Below are 17,033 nucleotides of genomic sequence, written 5' to 3'. Positions count from 1 at the left end.
CTGTTAATTCTTTAATTCTGAAAATTCTGATCAAAGATATTCCGGAGCATACCAAACATGAGTCCGGTGTTTAGTTGATGATTACCATGATATTTTGGTAACCGGTGTGCCTGGGGTGAGATACAGGCGCACCTTTTTTATTATTGTGGAAAAGGGGCTGTCAATCTGAGCCTGTCGAAGACTCCTGCGCAGAGGCCTCGCCACCATGCTTCGACGGGCTCAGCATGCCCCCCATTTTTAATTATGTCATGGGTAGGAGCGAAAGGATTTTCTTCGGCCTGCAAATTCGTTATGCTTTGCGGAGAGGATGTTTCGCTATCGTTCAACATGACAAATAAGCAGGGGCGCGACTACAACTCCTTCAAAAAGCCCAACAGCGCAATAGCTACACCTGCCAGTACCGCTATCATCTTACGCATATTAAAACGATGATCGGCGCTGGATTCAAAAAGTATGGTAGTTGAGATATGCAGGAAAATCCCGATAACAACGCCCATGATCCTGTTGAAATAGTGCTGCAGGTTGCCGATGTTCCCGCTGCTCAGCGCATCGCTGAAAAAATATCCGGCAGGGGCCATTATAGCAAATATCGCCACAAAAAATATCGTTTTGTTTTTACCCTGCTTGTTGGTAAGTAATACTGTAGCCAGCGCAAAAGCTGCCGGGATATGGTGTAGCGCTATACCGTAAACTAATTGATCCTGGTTGCCCTGGGCAAGGGGCATGCCCTCTAAAAAAGCATGCAGGCAAAGGCTCGCCATAATACCTATCGGGAAAACAGCCAGATCGTGCGGATGCTTGTGCATATGGCCGTGCTCAATCCCGTCCGAAAATTGTTCAAGCACTATCTGGAACAGGAAGCCGATCAAAATAAACACGCCCACATAGTTATCATTGCCATGATAAGCGTCGGGTATCAGGTGTAAAACGGTAATACCAAACAGGTAAGCACCGCTGAACGAGAGCACCAGTTTCAGCGTTTTATGGTTATCGCCTTTAAATAAAAAAACAGAAGTGCCGCCAAAAAAGGCAGCAAAAAAAAGCAGCAGAATTTTCCAATATCCCATTAAAAGGCAGGTTGTAATTTTTTAAACAATAATGAAAGCAGCCATCCCACAAATGCACCATATAATGCACCGCATAGTACATCTATCGGGAAATGCACACCCACGTATACCTGGGCAAAGCAAATGCTGCCAGCCCATAATATGGCCCAAAACCAGATCCATTTCCATTTACGGGCAAATACAAAACATAAAAATATCGCCATTGCAAAATGATCGGTAGCGTGAGTTGATGGAAAGCTGTACCCACTGCCGCAAGCCACTCTGCTGATATCGGTAAGTGATACCACAGGGTCACGGCAGGGACGGAGGCGTTGTACGTTGTGTTTGATGATAACCCCACTGGTAAAATCAGCAATACCTGCGGAAGCCGCCAATAGAAAAATAACAATAGCTCCCGCTTTTCTGTATCGCCATAAACAAAATGCGATGATGAAAATGTAAAGCGGGATCCAGAATTTTGGATTGCGCAGCAAGGGCATGATCCAGTCGAAGAACGAATTGGACAGGTCGTGGTTAATGAAATAAAATAAATGCCGGTCGAGATTTAGAAGATAGTCTGGCATTGGTTCTATTATAGATGTTTGTTTACTTAATTTTCAAAGTTATCAAATCGCTTAAAAAAACCTTGCGGGTTTTCATACTTAGGTTGCTAATTATCCCGTTAAGCATAAAATAATGCGGAGTAATGACAATTGAACGGCCCTTTACAGGATTAACAAATAACAGATTAACCAGTGTTTTATGTGCAACCGTTTGCGCAATTGCTTAAAACAATATCATTTGTAGCTTATATTTTTTACTTTTACCACACCAAAAACATCGCATTTTGACTTTAATAAAATCTATTTCAGGTATACGTGGCACCATAGGCGGTGCTGTTGGCGACGGTTTAACGCCGCTTGATATTGTAAAGTTTACTTCGGCCTACGGATCATGGGCAGTAAAAAAATCAGGAATTAAAAAGATAGTAGTTGGCCGTGATGCCCGTTTATCGGGTGCTATGGTAAATAACCTGGTTATTGGTACGCTACAGGGTTTGGGTATTGATGTAGTTGATCTTGGTTTATCAACCACGCCAACTGTTGAGGTTGCCGTTACCGGCGAACAGGCTGCCGGCGGTATCATCCTTACAGCAAGCCATAACCCAAAACAATGGAACGCCCTTAAGTTGCTTAATGCTGATGGCGAGTTTATCAGTGATGCCGATGGCAAAGAGGTACTTGAAATTGCTGAAAATAGTGATTTTAAATATGCCGATGTAAATGATTTGGGTAAAGTTACCCATGATGATAGCTGGCTGCAAAAACACGTTGACCTTGTACTGGCTTTGCCATTGGTTGATGTTAAAGCTATAAAGAACGCCAACTTTAAAGTAGTAATTGATTGCGTAAACTCAACGGGCGGTATTTTTGTGCCAGCCTTATTGAAAGCTTTGGGTGTTGAAACTGTTCACGAGTTGTATTGTGAACCGGATGGTAATTTTCCGCACAATCCTGAGCCTTTACCTGAAAACCTGATAGCACTATCAAAAGAGGTAGTAAGCAAGCGGGCCGATTTAGGCATTGCCGTTGATCCGGACGTTGACCGCCTTTGCTTTGTTTGTGAGGATGGTAACATGTTTGGTGAGGAATATACGCTGGTTGCCGTAGCCGATTATGTACTGAAAAATAAGGTTGGTAACACGGTTTCCAATCTTTCATCAACCCGCGCCCTGCGCGATGTTACTGAAAAAGTTGGCGGCGAATACCATGCAGCAGCGGTAGGAGAAGTGAACGTGGTTAACAAAATGAAAGAGGTTAACGCGATTATAGGCGGTGAAGGCAATGGCGGGGTTATTTACCCTGAATCACATTACGGCCGAGATGCTTTGGTAGGCATAGCCTTATTTTTGACTCATTTGGCAAAGTATGGCAAGTCGGTTTCGAGCCTGCGTGCGTCATATCCGGGTTATTTTATTTCAAAAAACAAGATCACCTTAACGCCCGAAATGGACATAGATGCCCTTTTGAGCAAAGTGGAAGAGAAATATATCAAACAGCCCCATTCAACAATTGACGGCTTGAAAATAGAATTTGATAAAGAATGGGTACATTTGCGGAGGTCAAACACCGAGCCCATTATCAGGATCTACTCCGAAGGTAATTCTGAAACTGTGGCAAACGGTTTGGCCAACAAGATCATCGCTGACATTAAGGAGATCTTACAACTAAAAGGTTAATTTACCGGTATTTAAAAATAACAGGGCAACCGGCGATAAATATCGTTGGTTGCTTGTGTATTTAATTATCCCGGGCATGTGTTTTGAAGTTACTGATCCATTAATTATAAATTTAAAAAAGAATGCGCGTTTATTTTGATAATGCCGCCACTACTCCGCTCGACCCTGATGTAATGAAGGAGATGTATAAGGTTATGGAAAACCAGTTTGGTAATCCATCATCCATACATGCCCATGGCAGGGAAGCACGTACTTTAATTGAGCGTTCGCGTAAAACCATTGCTGGTTTACTGCATACCTCACCGGCAGAGATATTTTTTACATCAAGCGGTACCGAGGCCGATAATACAGCCATCAGGTGCGGTATTGTTGACAATAAGATCACCCACGCTATCACCAGCCATATTGAGCATCACGCAGTGCTCCATACACTGGAAGCGATGGAGAAATCAGGCTTAATTAAACTAAGTTTTGTAAATGTTGACAGCAAGGGCACTGTTGATTATGATCATCTTGAAACTTTGCTGAAAGATAACGAGCGGAGTTTTGTATCGCTGATGCATGCCAATAATGAAATTGGTACGCTATCGGATATGGAGCGGGTAGGTGATCTTTGCGAAGCTTACAATGCCATTTATCATTGTGATACCGTGCAGACCATGGGCCACTATCAGCATGACTTGAGCAAGCTTAAAGCTCACTTCCTGGTATGCGCCGGTCATAAATTACATGGCCCTAAGGGAGTAGGCTTTTTGCATGTCAATCATAAAATAAAGATAAAACCTTTTATTTACGGCGGCGCACAGGAACGCAACATGCGCGGCGGCACCGAAAATATTTACGGTATAGTAGGTTTGGCCAAGTCGCTTGAACTGGCTTATGCCGAAATGGATCAGCATCAAAACCATATCCAGGGTTTAAAATCCTATATGATGGAGCAGCTAATCAGCAATGTGCCCGGTGTAAGCTTTAACGGGGAAACAGATCCTGCAAAAAGTTTATATACCGTGCTTAACGTGGCGTTCCCTGAAATGGAAATGAGCGATATGCTGTTGTTTAACCTTGATATTGCGGGTATTTCTGCTTCGGGCGGTAGTGCATGCAGTTCGGGCAGCGATATCGGTTCGCACGTGTTAACTGCTATTGGTGCCAGTTCATCAAGGCCGTCGGTGCGTTTTTCTTTCTCTAAGTATAACACCAAAGAAGAAGTCGATTTTGTAGTGGCCAAAGTTCGTGAGCTTTGTGCTGTGAGTGTATAAGTTTAGGTGCTAAAAGTAAAAAGCCTTAAGAACTTAGTTCTTAAGGCTTTTGCTTTTAATGAAAAATCGTCATTGCGAGGAACGAAGCAATCCCCAACTTGGAAGTCCGCCCTGTATAGATCGCGATTGCTTCGTGCCTCGCAATGACGGTTTAGAATGAATGTTAAAAAGGAAAAGCCTTACAAGTTTATCTCGTAAGGCTTTTCCTTTTTAAAAAATGAGCTTCTAATCACTAACCTCTAATCTCTGAAAAGCTACAATTCCTTCCTCAACCTTGCCACCGGGATATTCATTTGTTCGCGGTATTTGGCTACGGTACGGCGGGCTATGTTGTAGCCGGCATCTTTCAGGATCTCGGTCAATTTTTCATCAGCAAGGGGATGGCGTTTATCTTCCTGGCCAATATGTTCTTCCAATATCTTTTTAACCTCTTTGTTGGATACTTCCTCGCCGCTTTCAGTTTGGATAGCTTCAGAGAAGAATGATTTTAACAGGAAGGTGCCGAACTCGGTTTGTACATATTTGGAGTTGGCTACGCGAGATACTGTCGAAATATCCATGCCAATACGGTCAGCTATGTCTTTCAATATCATCGGCTTCAGATTTTTGTCATCGCCGGTAAGGAAAAACTCGTACTGGTATTGCATAATGGCATTCATGGTTTTAAGCAGCGTTTGCTGGCGCTGTTTAATAGCATCAATAAACCACTTGGCCGAATCAAGCTTTTGCTTTACAAACTGAACGGCTTCCTTCAGTTTTTTATCTTTTTGGGAAGCCTTATCATAATGCTGAAACATTTCCTGGTATGAGCGGCTCACCCTAAGCTCTGGCGCATTTTTGGAATTAAGCGTGAGGATAAGCGTACCATCGTTATTGGTGATATGAAAATCAGGGATCACCTGCATTTGTTTGGTATTGATCTCGTTCGAGTCGCCGGGTTTGGGGTTAAGTTTTAGGATCTCATTAACAACACCACGCAACTCCATCGAGTTCATGTTTAATGATTTTTCAAGCTTATCGTAATGTTTACGTGTAAACTCATCCAGGTAATGTTCAACAACCAGTATCGCTTTTTTGACGATCGGGTCGTTCGCGTCCTTTTTACGAAGCTGGATCAGCAGGCATTCCTGCAAACTGCGTGCGCCTACGCCGGGAGGGTCAAAACCCTGGATCACTTTCAGCATGTCCTCTACTTCATCATCTTCGGCCAGTACGTTTTGTGAAAAAGCAAGGTCGTCGGTAAGCGACATGATCGGGCGGCGCAGGTAGCCATCGTCATCAAGGCTACCTATAATCTGTTTGCCGATCATGAAATCTTTATCATTTAAAGGCAACAGGTCAAGCTGTAATTGCAGGCTTTCAAAAAACGAGCTTTGTACGGCAATAGGGATTTCCTTGCGTTCATCCTCGTCATCACCATTTTGGTCATAGCGCGACCCATAATCGTTTACGTTATCTTCCTGCAGGTAGTCGTCAATATTAAATTCATCCATTTCGCCCTTTTCCTCGTCGCCGTTGAAATTATCTTCGTCGGGGTCGCGGTCGGGGTATTGTTCCTCGGGCTCGTTTAGGTTGGTAAGGCTCAGATCTTCAAGTGCAGGGTTTTCTTCCAGTTCTTCTTTTATCCGGGTATCAAGCGAAACAGTAGGCACCTGCAGCAATTTTATAAATTGTATTTGCTGCGGTGAAAGTTTTTGTAAAAGTTTTTGTTGAAGGTTCTGTTTTAGCATAATTAAGATGTAGCCAAAAATACATCAAATTAATATTAACTAAAAATTACTTGAGGTATCTGCTTTAAAGTTGTTAAATGATTTAGGCATATCAATTGTTTTAGCGCCAACAAAAAAACTATATAAATAGATTGTTTGTGTAATATTACTAACTTTAAATTAACCAAACTTAAATTTTATGGCTATAGTAAAAGAGTTCAAAGAATTTGCAATGCGCGGAAACGTGGTTGACCTTGCGGTTGGTGTTATCATCGGTGCTGCATTTGGTAAAATTGTTACTTCGCTTGTTGCAGACATTATTATGCCGCCCATAGGCATGGCCACCGGCGGTATTGATTTTAAAGATCTTAAGTATGTACTTAAGCCGGCGGTTGACAAAACTCCGGAAACAGCTATCAATTATGGTTTGTTTATCAACAATGTGATCGACTTTGTTATAGTTGCTTTTTGTATCTTTTTAATTGTAAAAGGTATTAACTCGCTGAAGAAAAAAGAGGAAGCAGCCCCCGCGGCACCTCCCGAGCCTACCAAAGAAGAAATCTTGTTAACCGAGATCCGCGATTTGCTGGCTAAAAAGGCTTAAAGTAATTTAGTTGATGGTTCATGCATTATAAACCATGAACCATCAACTATTAACTAAAATGTTTTTGGCAGTTTAGGGTCGGTTAAAATGATATAATCGGCCATGCCGGTAAATTTGCTCCAGTCGGGGTTGTCAAAACTATCGTCGGCATAAGTTACTATATTAAGCACACGTAATTTTGCTGCGTATTTTTTAAGCTGGGCTACTGCACCCAGTTTTTCTTCGCTATGAAAGCCGCCATTTACTTGCAGCACTTTAAAACCGGGATGGCTTTTCATGAATTTTGCTATAGACCAGCCGATGGTAGCGTCCCAAAGATTTTGCGACTGGTAGATCTGCATGCCCGGCATTGATGCGTGGCCTCCCATTATTTTAGCGAATTTATCATAATAGGCCCCTGTAGCAGTATCTATGGGCAAAGGTGCAAGGTAGCTTTTGGCTTGGGGATCAAGTTGTTTTAAAATATCGAGGCCACCGCGTGTAACCATATTGGTGTAGCGGGTAGGGGCATTGGCTGCTATTACCGGCAGGTGATTAGTTTTAGCCAGTTCAATCATCGGCTTATAATCCTTATAGTTTGGCCAGGTGCGGGCATCGGTCACCAGATTTTTTTCGCGGATGAGTCCGGCAAGGTATTCGTTTAAAACAAGCTGACAGTCAGTTTGGAACATCTCCATGGAAAGCGCCGTTTTTTGCGGGTATTTTTCTGATAGCTTTTTAAATAAGGTAAACTCAAGATAATGAGCTGTTGAATCATTGTGTTCTTCACCAAAGAAAAGTACATCGGCATTGGCTATGTCATTAATAATATCATCCGGCGTGATTAGTTTTTGTGATGATGTGCTGTATATTTTATAATGGCTTGCGGGTAACTCCTGGGCCATGGTAATAGTAGATAAGAATGTTAAAAGTATTGCGAGGGCTAATTTCATTTGTCGGTATAAAAACGTTGAATTTACATTTTGTAAGTAGTTCAGAGCTATTCTGTTTAATGTTTTTTAGTTTTTATTGTCATAGCAATGTCAGCTAATATTCCTTAATGGTTTATGGAGATAAACTAATAATTAACCTTTGATTTAACTGCTCGTTTATTCCGTGAAATACACTGCAAGTTGCTTAGTTCATTCCGTTCATTTTTTCCGAAAATTATGATATTATAATTTAAATGCTAAGAAAATACAACTTTTTCTGTGCGTGTTTTGCGTCTTAACCGGCATGTTCCTGTTAAAATCAAGGTAATGTTTTTTTCGTTAATTGCGATAATTTATTAACCGGCTCCGGCCACTAAACAATTGATTATTAATGAAAAAGAAACTTACCCTGTTGTTCCTGATGTCTGTATGTTCAATGCCGATCTTCGCTCAAAACATTTTTACAGCTATCCAGGCCAATGATACCCCCGGGGTTAAATTTTTGCTGAACAAGAGTGCTAACGTAAATGTAAAAGACGAAAATGGCGATACGCCTTTACTTGTTGCAGTTAAAAACAACCAAAGCAGGATCATGAACCTGATATTGCAAGCTGATGTTAAAGTAGATTATAAAGATAAGGAAGGAAATACTGCCTTAATGATCGCCAGCAAAAATGGCGATGCCGAAATAGTTGATCAGTTGCTGCATTATTATCCAAATATCAACAACCGTAATAACAGTGGTGCTACGGCCCTGATGCTGGCAGTGAGCGAAGGTAATACAGGTTTAGTAAAAGGTTTACTTGAGCATGGTGCAAGCACCAAAATCAAGGACAAGCAGAATAAAACCGCAGCGGATTACGCTAAAGATGCAGGGAAAACCGAAATGGTATCCTTGCTTAACAATACTTATCCTGTTACTGCCAGCCTGAAAAATAGCGGATCGTACGCTATCCCTTTTCAATAACAGTGCTTCAACGGGCTACCTTTGATAGTTTGTAGAATCCAGGCTTATGAAGTTTGAAAAACTTCGTAAGCCTCTCTGCTTTATCATTTCACGCTGGGCTTTAACTTGGCCCATGACAACTTAAAAAAGGGTGTCATGCTGAGCTTGTCGAGGTATGGTGGGTAGGGCCTCTACGCACGAGTTTCGACAAGCACAGATTAACGGGCCGTGTAGTTAGCCGGAATTTGGTTACCGGTCGAAAATATCGCAGATCAATTAGTTATTATCAATAAAAAGCTGCTAATTTGCTGTTATTGGGCAGGTGCACTCATGTTATAATAAATAAGAAAAATAGTGTTTGACTTATTAAATAAAATAACTACATTTGCGCTCTTGTTTCAAAAAGACGAATAGAATAAAATATAGCCATGAAAAGAACGTTTCAGCCTTCTCAAAGAAAAAGAAGAAATAAACACGGTTTCCGTGAACGCATGTCAACTGCTAACGGTAGGAGAATATTAGCAGCCAGAAGAGCTAAAGGCAGAAAAAGGTTAACTGTTTCTGACGAAGGCAGACACAAAGCATAATTGAGGTTGCCCTGCCCTTATTTATAAGGGTTTGGAACCGCTTATTTGCTTTATCCTTCGGTTCAAAAATGGCAACTATGTATACTTTTAAAAAAGAAGAACGGTTATGTAACAAGAGGCTTATTGATAAGCTTTTTCATAACGGTTCTTCTTTTTTATGTTATCCCTTCCGGGTATCCTGGCTTGTTAATCCTGAGCCTCAGCCTCATCCTGCGCAAATTCTTTTTTCCGTTCCCAAAAGGCGTTATAAGCACGCTGTTGACCGTAATTTACTAAAGAGATTAATGCGTGAGGCCTACAGGCTTCATAAACAACAACAGCTTTATAATATCCTGCAGCAAAACGATAAAAGAGTCCTTATTTCGGTTGGTTATGTTGGTAAAGAGGTTGAGCCATACCTTTTCATTGAGAAAAAAATGCTGAAGCTACTTGCTCAGCTTGGCAATGAGTTATCAGCTGCTACAGTACAGGTTACGACCAGTTAACAAAAAGCGTATGGATGCAATTGCCCGGTTTTTAAAAGCAATAGTAGGTGGGATCTTTATCATCCTGATCAAGTTTTACCAATATTTTATATCACCGCTTTCAGCTGCATCGTGCCGGTATACGCCAACCTGTTCGCAATACGGTGTAGAAGCCATCAAAAAGCATGGCGCTTTCAAGGGCGGTTGGTTAACCATAAAGCGCATTGCCAGTTGTAACCCCTGGGGCGGTCATGGGCATGATCCCGTACCATAAATTTGTAATATGAGCCTGATACTTCAAATAGAAACAGCAACAACATCCTGCTCGGTAGCCCTTGCCCGTTATGGCGAGGTTTTGGGTTTTAAGGAAATAAATGCCCGTAATATTCATGCCGAAGTTATTACATTGTATATCGACGAACTGCTGAATAACGCCGGAATAAGTTATAATGATCTTGATGCTATTGCGGTAAGTAGTGGCCCTGGTTCATACACCGGCTTAAGGATAGGTGTATCTACAGCTAAAGGATTGTGTTTCGCCCTTGATAAGCCCTTGATAGGTATAGAAACCCTTGAGGCTATGGCTTACGGTGTTATTAATAATCCCGGCTTTTTTGAAGAAAGCAACACGCTGTTGTGCCCAATGATAGATGCGCGGCGAATGGAAGTTTACACTGCCTTATTTGATAGCGAAGGCAATAGGGTACGTGAAACTGCTGCTGATATTATTGATGAGAATAGCTTTATCGATTATTTAAAAAATAACAAGATCATCTTTTTTGGTGACGGTGCTGAAAAGTGCAAAAGCGTTTTAAGCAGTAATCCCAATGCTAAGTTTTTAGATGATTTTGTAAATTCAGCAACTTATCTCAGCCAAAAGGCAACGCAAAAATTTGCTGATGGCGCTTTTGAAGATGTGGCTTACTATGAACCTTATTACCTTAAGGATTTTATAGCCGGTAAAAAAGCGCTATAATTAATTATTAGTTTTAAAGATACGACCGAATAAACGCCCGAAAAATCCTTTTTCACCCATAGGGATGTAGCTGGAGTTCATGGGGTGCTCAATTACCCGTCCAAATTTTAGTGAAAAGCCCAGGAAAATATCTGCTCCTGTATAGTTGCCTATGTGGTTTATTTGGGTGGTATTATTTAACGCGGCTAAAGTAAAGCGGCCTGTATTGGTTAAGCGCTCAGAGCCGATGAAAAATTCGGCATTTGCTGATTTTACCATGATCTGCGCACCGAGATTAAATAGTTTATAATCATCATAGGTTGCTGTTAAGGTGGCTATAAGATTGTTTTTTTGCACCGAGTTAACTAATGCGCCCGTAAAGCCAGAATAGAACATTTCCTTTTGAGCTATAACGGTTGGAAAATATCTGAATGTTTTATCATCATCAAGCCAATAACTTTTAGATACGCTTAACTCGGCTTTTGCATTGGTTTTTGTATTGAAGGATGTGACTTGGCCGTTACCTCTGAATAAGTCATATACCGCGTTATAAATGTTCTTTTCGCGGTGCTCGGATGTGATATCCTCTATATTTGTTGTATTATCAAAATCTGTAATGGTTGAGCGCTTGTTCCAGTGAATAAAACCAAGGTCTTTAATGTTACCTTGTATAAGTATCCCATCCTCCGTTCGGAAGGTTGCACCCATTGATATTGAGGCTCCCGGATTGCGGAACGTTGGTAAAAAATCACGGCCATTTAGCCTGCCCGGTACATAACTCCTGTAATACCTGCCTTTCATGTAAACGTCGGCATTGTCATTGTTTGGATCTGCCAGATCGCGGTTAATTTGAAGGCTTGACTGATCTACATCTATTTTATTGTATTGAATACCTGAAAGGTAGCTCAGCTTAAAGCCTATCGATAGTTGTTTGGCAGCCTGTTCCCGATAAGTAAAACTCAACTGATCATACATCTGCACCATGTAATGATTGTTGAATATATTATCATAATTGTTGTAAGCAAAATTTGAGGGGCCATCAAGAAAAGCAACAGATTCATCGCTAACCAGGCCTTTGCTCTCTATTCTTGTTTGCGCTGCAAATCCCATTTCAACATTGCCGTTCAGGCTGCTGAAAAACTTAAGCATTACCGCATAAGCATTACCGTTAACATTAAAATGGTTTAAAGCGTTTTGGCCTATCCGGAGTGATGCAGTGTTATAAAACGGCGGTTCGTTAAACGCGCGGCTTTTGAGTGGCTGTTGTATGTGCCCTGTTATATAAAAATTGGCATCGAAATTAGGAACAAAAAAATTAAATGCTATCTGCCTGCTCGAGTCAGGAATGAAGGCCCTCTGGGATGGGTTTTCAAACGAATCATAGAGGGTACCGGTGTTGTATTGCGAAAATTGTTGAGCCGATACGGATAAAGAACAAAGTGTTAAAAAAAGAATAGTAAAGATCTTATTCATATTATAGCTCATACCTCATGCCTTGCTCTGAATTTTCTTAAAGATAATTCAAAGTTGATAGCCGGTAAAATTTATTACAAATTTCAATTTGTATTGTTCTACGAAATCGGGCGGTTATTGTTGTGTAAACACACAATAAAATTATTTTTTTACCGCGCTTGTATCCGGGGTATTTAAGCGCATACAAAAATTGGTATAGAAATTTTTGTCAGATGCCGTGAGTTGGAACGCTGCCCCGTAATAATTTTTCCAGCCAGGTTCGCTGTTTTCAAAGGCATCGTAAAAAGGCTTTTTTAAATCGCGCTTTAATAAGGGCTCGGTGTTTTTAAAGTTAATAAAGAAAGCCACATTGCTTCTTTCGGCCAGTAAATTGTCAAACTGTGTGTACTGATCGGTTTTACCAATGAATTTGCGGTTGAAATAGGTGTCATTATAACTTTCCAGTTCCGATACTGATGTGGCGAGTATAAGATAATTATCGATGATCATAAAGTAGGGCTTTTTGAAAATGCTGAATGCATCACCCAATAAAAAGAAAGGCAGTTTTTCATAATTAAACTGACCTACTTTATCTGTAACCATATTACTGATGTTCATCATCAACGGAAACAGCCTTGAACCATCCTTAACGGATATAATGGCAAATTTTTCAAAATAGCGTGTGGTAACTATTGCGAATTCGTTCCCGAGCAATTTTTCAAACTCTGGTTTTATAAACAGGCCAGCCTCTGATTTTACTTTGTTTAGGAGCTCATTTTTTTCGTTACCCACTCCGGCTTTATTATGCCATTGCGAAAGATCGGCTTCAAACTTTTTAGGATCTGAAACAGCGAAGCTTGTGCTGTAGGCTGTTGTAGCCGGGAAAATATCCTTTAGATGATTTTCGACCGGTTGCTGGGCAGCAAAAATGTTTAAATAACTGGTAGCGTTATTTTGCTTAGTGGTAAACCCGTTAAACATCAGCGCATCGCTTTTGTAATTTAGATTTAATGCCGCATAGGCCGGTAACATCCTGAAGCTCTTGAAAAGATCGGTAGTTTTATTCAGGAACAGCTGATCAAAAAGCGGGTTGAGCTGGTTGTAATTAATGTAAAGATTGGCAAGCGAATTGGCATTTTGCTGCTCGGGCAGTGGTACGAAACCATTATGGCCTTTATCCTGTTGGTATATGGCGCTATGATCAACTAGGTCTTTTGAAAAACTACCCGAAAATATATTGTCGCCAGTTTTAATGATGTAAAAATGTTTGTTGAGCGGCTTCACAAAAATATTATATCCCTGGCTCGCGGCAATTTGCATCGGCGCTATCTGTAAAGCATTTTTAGCATCCCCTGTCAAATGATCAAGCGTAGCCGCCGAAAATGTTTTTGATGCCGAAGTGGTGACGAGCAGACTGATATCGTCATTATTGGTTGGATGAAGGGAAATGAAAATATTCTGACCGTTGAAAAACTGGTCAAGCTGTGGCGAGGCGATGAATAGTTTGCGAAGAGTGTCAAGCTCATTCAGCTTGTCGTGACCAACAAAAGCACCTAATAACTGGTTGCCTGCAAAAATTTCGTAGAAGCCCTTTTCATTGGTAAACTCAAATACTGCTATGGCATTATCAGGTATGGCATGCATAACCTGCCCTGTACGCACTCCCGGCGGACTCAGATTTTTAAAATATAATACCGTTATAAGAACGGTAGCTATAATTAAAAATATAGTGGTTACTATCAGTCGTTTCATAGCAGGGGCGTGCAGCAAATATAGAATTTTACCCCACGGCGTTAAAGTAATACTTTCAATTGGTTAACTTAGCTTTTTATATCTGCATGAACAAACAAATAATTATTACCGCTTCGTTTTTAGGTATGCTGGCCGTTATTACCGGCGCTTTTGGTGCACACGGACTAAAGGCTGTACTAACACCTGCGCAACTTGAGGTTTGGCATACCGCTGTTCAATACAACTTTTACCATGTTTTTGCATTATTGTTCCTTGCTGCGTTTGCAGGTAAAAGGGACGGGGGGCTGATATCTGCCGCACATTACCTTTTTACTTTTGGCATCATTCTTTTTTCAGGGTCACTGTACCTGCTTTCCTGCCGCGACTTGCTTGGCTGGAACTGGCTGATTAAGCTTGGCCCGGTTACTCCAATTGGCGGTTTATTGTTCATATTAGGCTGGCTGATGCTGGCACTGGCTGCCATTCGCAACAAATAATCAAACATGTTAGAGTTTGCCGATATTGAACATACCGACCGTGAAACACTTTTTGCTGAAGTGATTTTGCCCCTGGCTATTTCAAAAAACTACACTTACCGGGTACCCTATGACCAAAACAATGCCATTGCTATAGGCAAAAGGGTAGTGGTGCAGTTTGGCAAAAGCAAGCTTTATACTGCTATTGTTAAAGAGATCAGTAAACTGGCCCCCGAAAAGTATGAGGCCAAATACATCATCGAGATCCTGGATGACCGACCCGTTGTAACGCCTAAGCAGCTGGAGTTTTGGCAATGGCTGGCCGATTACTATATGTGTAATATTGGCGAGGTTATGAATGCCTCGCTGCCATCGGCACTGAAACTGGCCAGCGAAACCCGTATTGTGCTTAACAGGGAGTATGAGATAGATAAAACTACGCTTCACGATAAGGAGTTTCTAATTGTTGAGGCCCTGGAAATTCAGCCGGAGCTTACGATAAGCGATATTACCAAGCTGCTTGGGCAGAAGACGGTAATGCCGATATTGAAACTGATGTTTGAGAAAAACATCATCAATATATCTGAAGAGGTAAACGAGCGCTATAAGCCTCGTAAACGAACTTTCATTACGCTTAACCCGGTTTACAACAACCAGGATAATTTGCGGGAGCTGTTCCCAATACTGGAAAAACGAGCGCCTAAACAGGCAGATGCTTTACTGGCTTATATTAAGCTGTCCCGTCATTCAAAAAATATCACCAAAAACGAACTTATTGAGGAAAGCGGGGCGGGGGAGTCAAGCATTAAATCGCTCATTGAAAAAGAGATCTTTTTTTCGGAAGACAGGAGCGTTAGCCGCCTGCATTTTGAAGAAGAGGATGAAGCCGGCGATAACTTTGACCTAAGCGAACAGCAAACGTCTGTACTGCAAAGTATCCGGGAGCAGTTTAAGGAAAAAGATGTAACGCTGTTGCATGGCGTAACCTCGTCTGGCAAAACACAGTTGTATGTAAGGCTGATTGAAGAGATCATACAGAGCGGTAAACAGGTGCTTTACCTGCTGCCCGAAATAGCACTAACAACCCATATTATCGAACGGCTGCGGTTGTATTTTGGTGGCGATATCGGCGTTTACCATTCGCGTTTTAATGATAACGAAAGGGTGGAGGTTTGGCAGAAGGTTTTAAGCGGCGAATACAAAATTGTACTTGGCGCACGTTCATCGGTGTTTTTGCCTTTTGCCGATCTGGGCTTGATCATTGTTGATGAAGAGCACGAAACATCATACAAACAATTTGAACCTGCACCACGCTATAATGCCCGCGATGCGGCTATTTTTTTAGCAAATATGCACCAGGGTAAAGTGCTTTTGGGCTCGGCCACGCCATCATTTGAAAGCTACTATAATGCCCGTACACATAAATACGGCTTTGCCGAGCTAACCGAACGCTTTGGCGGAGTTGAGCTGCCCGATGTGCAACTGGTGAGCATTGCACATGAAACCAAACAAAAAACTATCCAGTCGCACTTTACCAGTGTGTTGATGGATAGTATAAAACAGGCGCTTGAGAATAAGGAGCAGGTTATTTTATTTCAGAACAGGCGCGGCTATGCACCTATCCTGATGTGCAAAATATGTGCTTATACTCCAAAATGTATCAATTGCGATGTAAGCCTTACCTATCATAAAAGCAGCGGCAAGCTGCATTGCCATTATTGCGGCTATAAAGAGGATACGCCATCCATTTGTCCGGCATGCGGATCTACCCATTTGGAGTATAAAGGTTTTGGTACCGAAAAAATTGAGGATGAGCTGAGTGTTTTATTGCCCGAAGCCCGCATCGCCCGGATGGACCTGGATACCACGCGGTCAAGAAATTCACTGCAAACTATCCTTAGTGACCTGGAAGAAAAAAGAATTGACATCCTGGTTGGCACCCAGATGGTAGCCAAGGGACTTGATTTTTCGGATGTAACGTTGATAGGTATTATCAACGCCGATAGTTTATTGAAATTTCCTGATTACAGGGCCAATGAACGAAGCTACCAATTGCTGGCGCAGGTAAGCGGCAGGGCTGGTCGCCGGGGAAAACAGGGCAAGGTAGTAGTACAAACCTATGATATTTATCACCGGGTATTAAAACAGGTGATTGATAACAACTATGCCGATCTGTATTTTACTGAGATGGAGGAGCGCAAAAGTTTCAAATACCCGCCGTTCTATCGCATTATCAACCTTGATATCAAACATAAAAATCCAGATGTGCTCTATACTCAGGCCGAGTATCTCGGCGCACGTCTCAGGGAACATTTTGGTGAACGTGTGATAGGGCCGGAGCAGCCGCTCATCAGCAGGATCCGTAATTACTATATCAAAAGTATCATGCTAAAGTTTGAGAAGGATGGCATCTCTATAGTAAAAGCAAAGTCTGTTTTAAAAGATGTGATCACGCAGTATTATACAACCAAGCTTAGCACAGGCAGTATTGTACAGCCGGATGTTGATCCATATTGATGTTGTTAGCCCTAAGTGGAAAGCCCTAAGTTAGATGTCGGAAAAATAAGAGATTTGACATACCACCGCTAAGAAATACACTTGAAGTACGAGGCACCTACGGAGCCTGAAATTATCCTGAAACTTTACTATAAACA

Annotated in this window: 16 protein-coding genes; 10 read left to right on the top strand and 6 right to left on the bottom strand. The window is 41.6% G+C overall.

All coding sequences use genetic code 11. The annotated features are described in order from the left end of the window. Positions 1–350 precede the first annotated feature (350 nt). Positions 351–1,067, bottom strand: a complete 717-nt coding sequence (locus AC1DUD_RS25045) for a ZIP family metal transporter (RefSeq protein ID WP_114938205.1) — start codon at positions 1,065–1,067, stop codon at positions 351–353. Continuing rightward, complete coding sequence (locus tag AC1DUD_RS25040) at positions 1,067–1,630, bottom strand: phosphatase PAP2 family protein (protein ID WP_477379549.1); 564 nt, start codon at positions 1,628–1,630, stop codon at positions 1,067–1,069. Before AC1DUD_RS25040 ends, AC1DUD_RS25045 begins: the two co-directional genes overlap by 1 nt. A 263-nt stretch (positions 1,631–1,893) precedes the next feature. Here AC1DUD_RS25040 and glmM point away from each other — a divergent pair, with 263 nt between their 5' ends. Further along, positions 1,894–3,285, top strand: coding sequence for a phosphoglucosamine mutase (glmM, locus tag AC1DUD_RS25035; RefSeq protein WP_477379547.1), 1,392 nt, complete (start codon positions 1,894–1,896; stop codon positions 3,283–3,285). Positions 3,286–3,407: 122 nt separating this feature from the next. Beyond that, positions 3,408–4,544 (top strand): cysteine desulfurase family protein, encoded by a 1,137-nt coding sequence (locus AC1DUD_RS25030; protein WP_477379545.1) that lies wholly within the window; start codon positions 3,408–3,410, stop codon positions 4,542–4,544. Between the two features lie 254 nt (positions 4,545–4,798). Here the strand turns inward: AC1DUD_RS25030 and rpoN are convergent, their stop codons facing one another. Further along, entirely contained in the window at positions 4,799–6,274 is a 1,476-nt protein-coding gene (gene rpoN, locus AC1DUD_RS25025; RefSeq protein WP_477379543.1) for an RNA polymerase factor sigma-54, read from the bottom strand. Between the two features lie 178 nt (positions 6,275–6,452). On the opposite strand from rpoN, the gene mscL reads away from it, so the two are divergent. Then, on the top strand, positions 6,453–6,857 hold the full coding sequence (gene mscL, locus AC1DUD_RS25020) for a large-conductance mechanosensitive channel protein MscL (protein ID WP_477379541.1): 405 nt from the start codon (positions 6,453–6,455) through the stop codon (positions 6,855–6,857). A 53-nt stretch (positions 6,858–6,910) separates the two neighbouring features. Here the strand turns inward: mscL and AC1DUD_RS25015 are convergent, their stop codons facing one another. Next, entirely contained in the window at positions 6,911–7,789 is an 879-nt protein-coding gene (locus tag AC1DUD_RS25015) for a ChaN family lipoprotein (protein WP_477379539.1), read from the bottom strand. A 370-nt stretch (positions 7,790–8,159) separates the two neighbouring features. Here AC1DUD_RS25015 and AC1DUD_RS25010 point away from each other — a divergent pair, with 370 nt between their 5' ends. From AC1DUD_RS25010 to tsaB, 5 genes are all read left to right on the top strand, one after another. Continuing rightward, positions 8,160–8,735, top strand: a complete 576-nt coding sequence (locus tag AC1DUD_RS25010; RefSeq protein ID WP_477379537.1) for an ankyrin repeat domain-containing protein — start codon at positions 8,160–8,162, stop codon at positions 8,733–8,735. A 407-nt stretch (positions 8,736–9,142) separates the two neighbouring features. Then, positions 9,143–9,301 carry a 50S ribosomal protein L34 gene (rpmH, locus tag AC1DUD_RS25005; protein ID WP_110583460.1) on the top strand — a complete coding sequence of 53 codons (159 nt, stop codon included), beginning with the start codon at positions 9,143–9,145 and terminating at the stop codon, positions 9,299–9,301. Positions 9,302–9,369: 68 nt separating this feature from the next. Continuing rightward, the gene (locus tag AC1DUD_RS25000) at positions 9,370–9,786 is read left to right on the top strand and encodes a ribonuclease P protein component (protein ID WP_477379535.1); all 417 of its coding nucleotides are present in this window, start codon (positions 9,370–9,372) and stop codon (positions 9,784–9,786) included. 10 nt (positions 9,787–9,796) lie between these two features. Continuing rightward, complete coding sequence (yidD, locus tag AC1DUD_RS24995; RefSeq protein ID WP_477379533.1) at positions 9,797–10,039, top strand: membrane protein insertion efficiency factor YidD; 243 nt, start codon at positions 9,797–9,799, stop codon at positions 10,037–10,039. A gap of 9 nt (positions 10,040–10,048) precedes the next feature. Continuing rightward, complete coding sequence (gene tsaB / locus AC1DUD_RS24990; protein ID WP_477379531.1) at positions 10,049–10,741, top strand: tRNA (adenosine(37)-N6)-threonylcarbamoyltransferase complex dimerization subunit type 1 TsaB; 693 nt, start codon at positions 10,049–10,051, stop codon at positions 10,739–10,741. Here the strand turns inward: tsaB and AC1DUD_RS24985 are convergent, their stop codons facing one another. Together AC1DUD_RS24985 and AC1DUD_RS24980 are read right to left on the bottom strand one after the other, a co-directional pair. Beyond that, complete coding sequence (locus tag AC1DUD_RS24985; RefSeq protein ID WP_477379529.1) at positions 10,742–12,193, bottom strand: DUF5723 family protein; 1,452 nt, start codon at positions 12,191–12,193, stop codon at positions 10,742–10,744. A gap of 141 nt (positions 12,194–12,334) precedes the next feature. Beyond that, complete coding sequence (locus AC1DUD_RS24980) at positions 12,335–13,924, bottom strand: hypothetical protein (RefSeq protein ID WP_477379527.1); 1,590 nt, start codon at positions 13,922–13,924, stop codon at positions 12,335–12,337. Between the two features lie 86 nt (positions 13,925–14,010). On the opposite strand from AC1DUD_RS24980, the gene AC1DUD_RS24975 reads away from it, so the two are divergent. Continuing rightward, positions 14,011–14,400: a DUF423 domain-containing protein gene (locus AC1DUD_RS24975; protein ID WP_330860420.1), complete on the top strand. Its 390-nt coding sequence runs from the start codon at positions 14,011–14,013 to the stop codon at positions 14,398–14,400. A gap of 6 nt (positions 14,401–14,406) precedes the next feature. Beyond that, positions 14,407–16,896 (top strand): replication restart helicase PriA, encoded by a 2,490-nt coding sequence (gene priA / locus AC1DUD_RS24970; RefSeq protein ID WP_477379525.1) that lies wholly within the window; start codon positions 14,407–14,409, stop codon positions 16,894–16,896. Positions 16,897–17,033: the final 137 nt, after the last annotated feature.

The organism is Mucilaginibacter sp. P4_A11 (assembly GCF_056402535.1).
The sequence above is the reverse complement of the archived record's forward strand: the minus strand, read 5'-3'. Positions and strand labels throughout refer to the sequence as shown.

Coding starts and splice junctions, on each gene's coding strand:
- AC1DUD_RS24975 (WP_330860420.1), top strand. CDS start 14,011: ATGAACAAACAAATAATTATTACCGCTTCGTTTTTAGGTATGCTGGCC.
- AC1DUD_RS24985 (WP_477379529.1), bottom strand. CDS start 12,193: ATGAATAAGATCTTTACTATTCTTTTTTTAACACTTTGTTCTTTATCC.
- AC1DUD_RS25010 (WP_477379537.1), top strand. CDS start 8,160: ATGAAAAAGAAACTTACCCTGTTGTTCCTGATGTCTGTATGTTCAATG.
- mscL (WP_477379541.1), top strand. CDS start 6,453: ATGGCTATAGTAAAAGAGTTCAAAGAATTTGCAATGCGCGGAAACGTG.
- tsaB (WP_477379531.1), top strand. CDS start 10,049: ATGAGCCTGATACTTCAAATAGAAACAGCAACAACATCCTGCTCGGTA.
- AC1DUD_RS25045 (WP_114938205.1), bottom strand. CDS start 1,067: ATGGGATATTGGAAAATTCTGCTGCTTTTTTTTGCTGCCTTTTTTGGC.
- priA (WP_477379525.1), top strand. CDS start 14,407: ATGTTAGAGTTTGCCGATATTGAACATACCGACCGTGAAACACTTTTT.
- AC1DUD_RS25015 (WP_477379539.1), bottom strand. CDS start 7,789: ATGAAATTAGCCCTCGCAATACTTTTAACATTCTTATCTACTATTACC.
- yidD (WP_477379533.1), top strand. CDS start 9,797: ATGGATGCAATTGCCCGGTTTTTAAAAGCAATAGTAGGTGGGATCTTT.
- AC1DUD_RS24980 (WP_477379527.1), bottom strand. CDS start 13,924: ATGAAACGACTGATAGTAACCACTATATTTTTAATTATAGCTACCGTT.
- AC1DUD_RS25030 (WP_477379545.1), top strand. CDS start 3,408: ATGCGCGTTTATTTTGATAATGCCGCCACTACTCCGCTCGACCCTGAT.
- AC1DUD_RS25040 (WP_477379549.1), bottom strand. CDS start 1,630: ATGCCAGACTATCTTCTAAATCTCGACCGGCATTTATTTTATTTCATT.
- AC1DUD_RS25000 (WP_477379535.1), top strand. CDS start 9,370: ATGGCAACTATGTATACTTTTAAAAAAGAAGAACGGTTATGTAACAAG.
- rpmH (WP_110583460.1), top strand. CDS start 9,143: ATGAAAAGAACGTTTCAGCCTTCTCAAAGAAAAAGAAGAAATAAACAC.
- rpoN (WP_477379543.1), bottom strand. CDS start 6,274: ATGCTAAAACAGAACCTTCAACAAAAACTTTTACAAAAACTTTCACCG.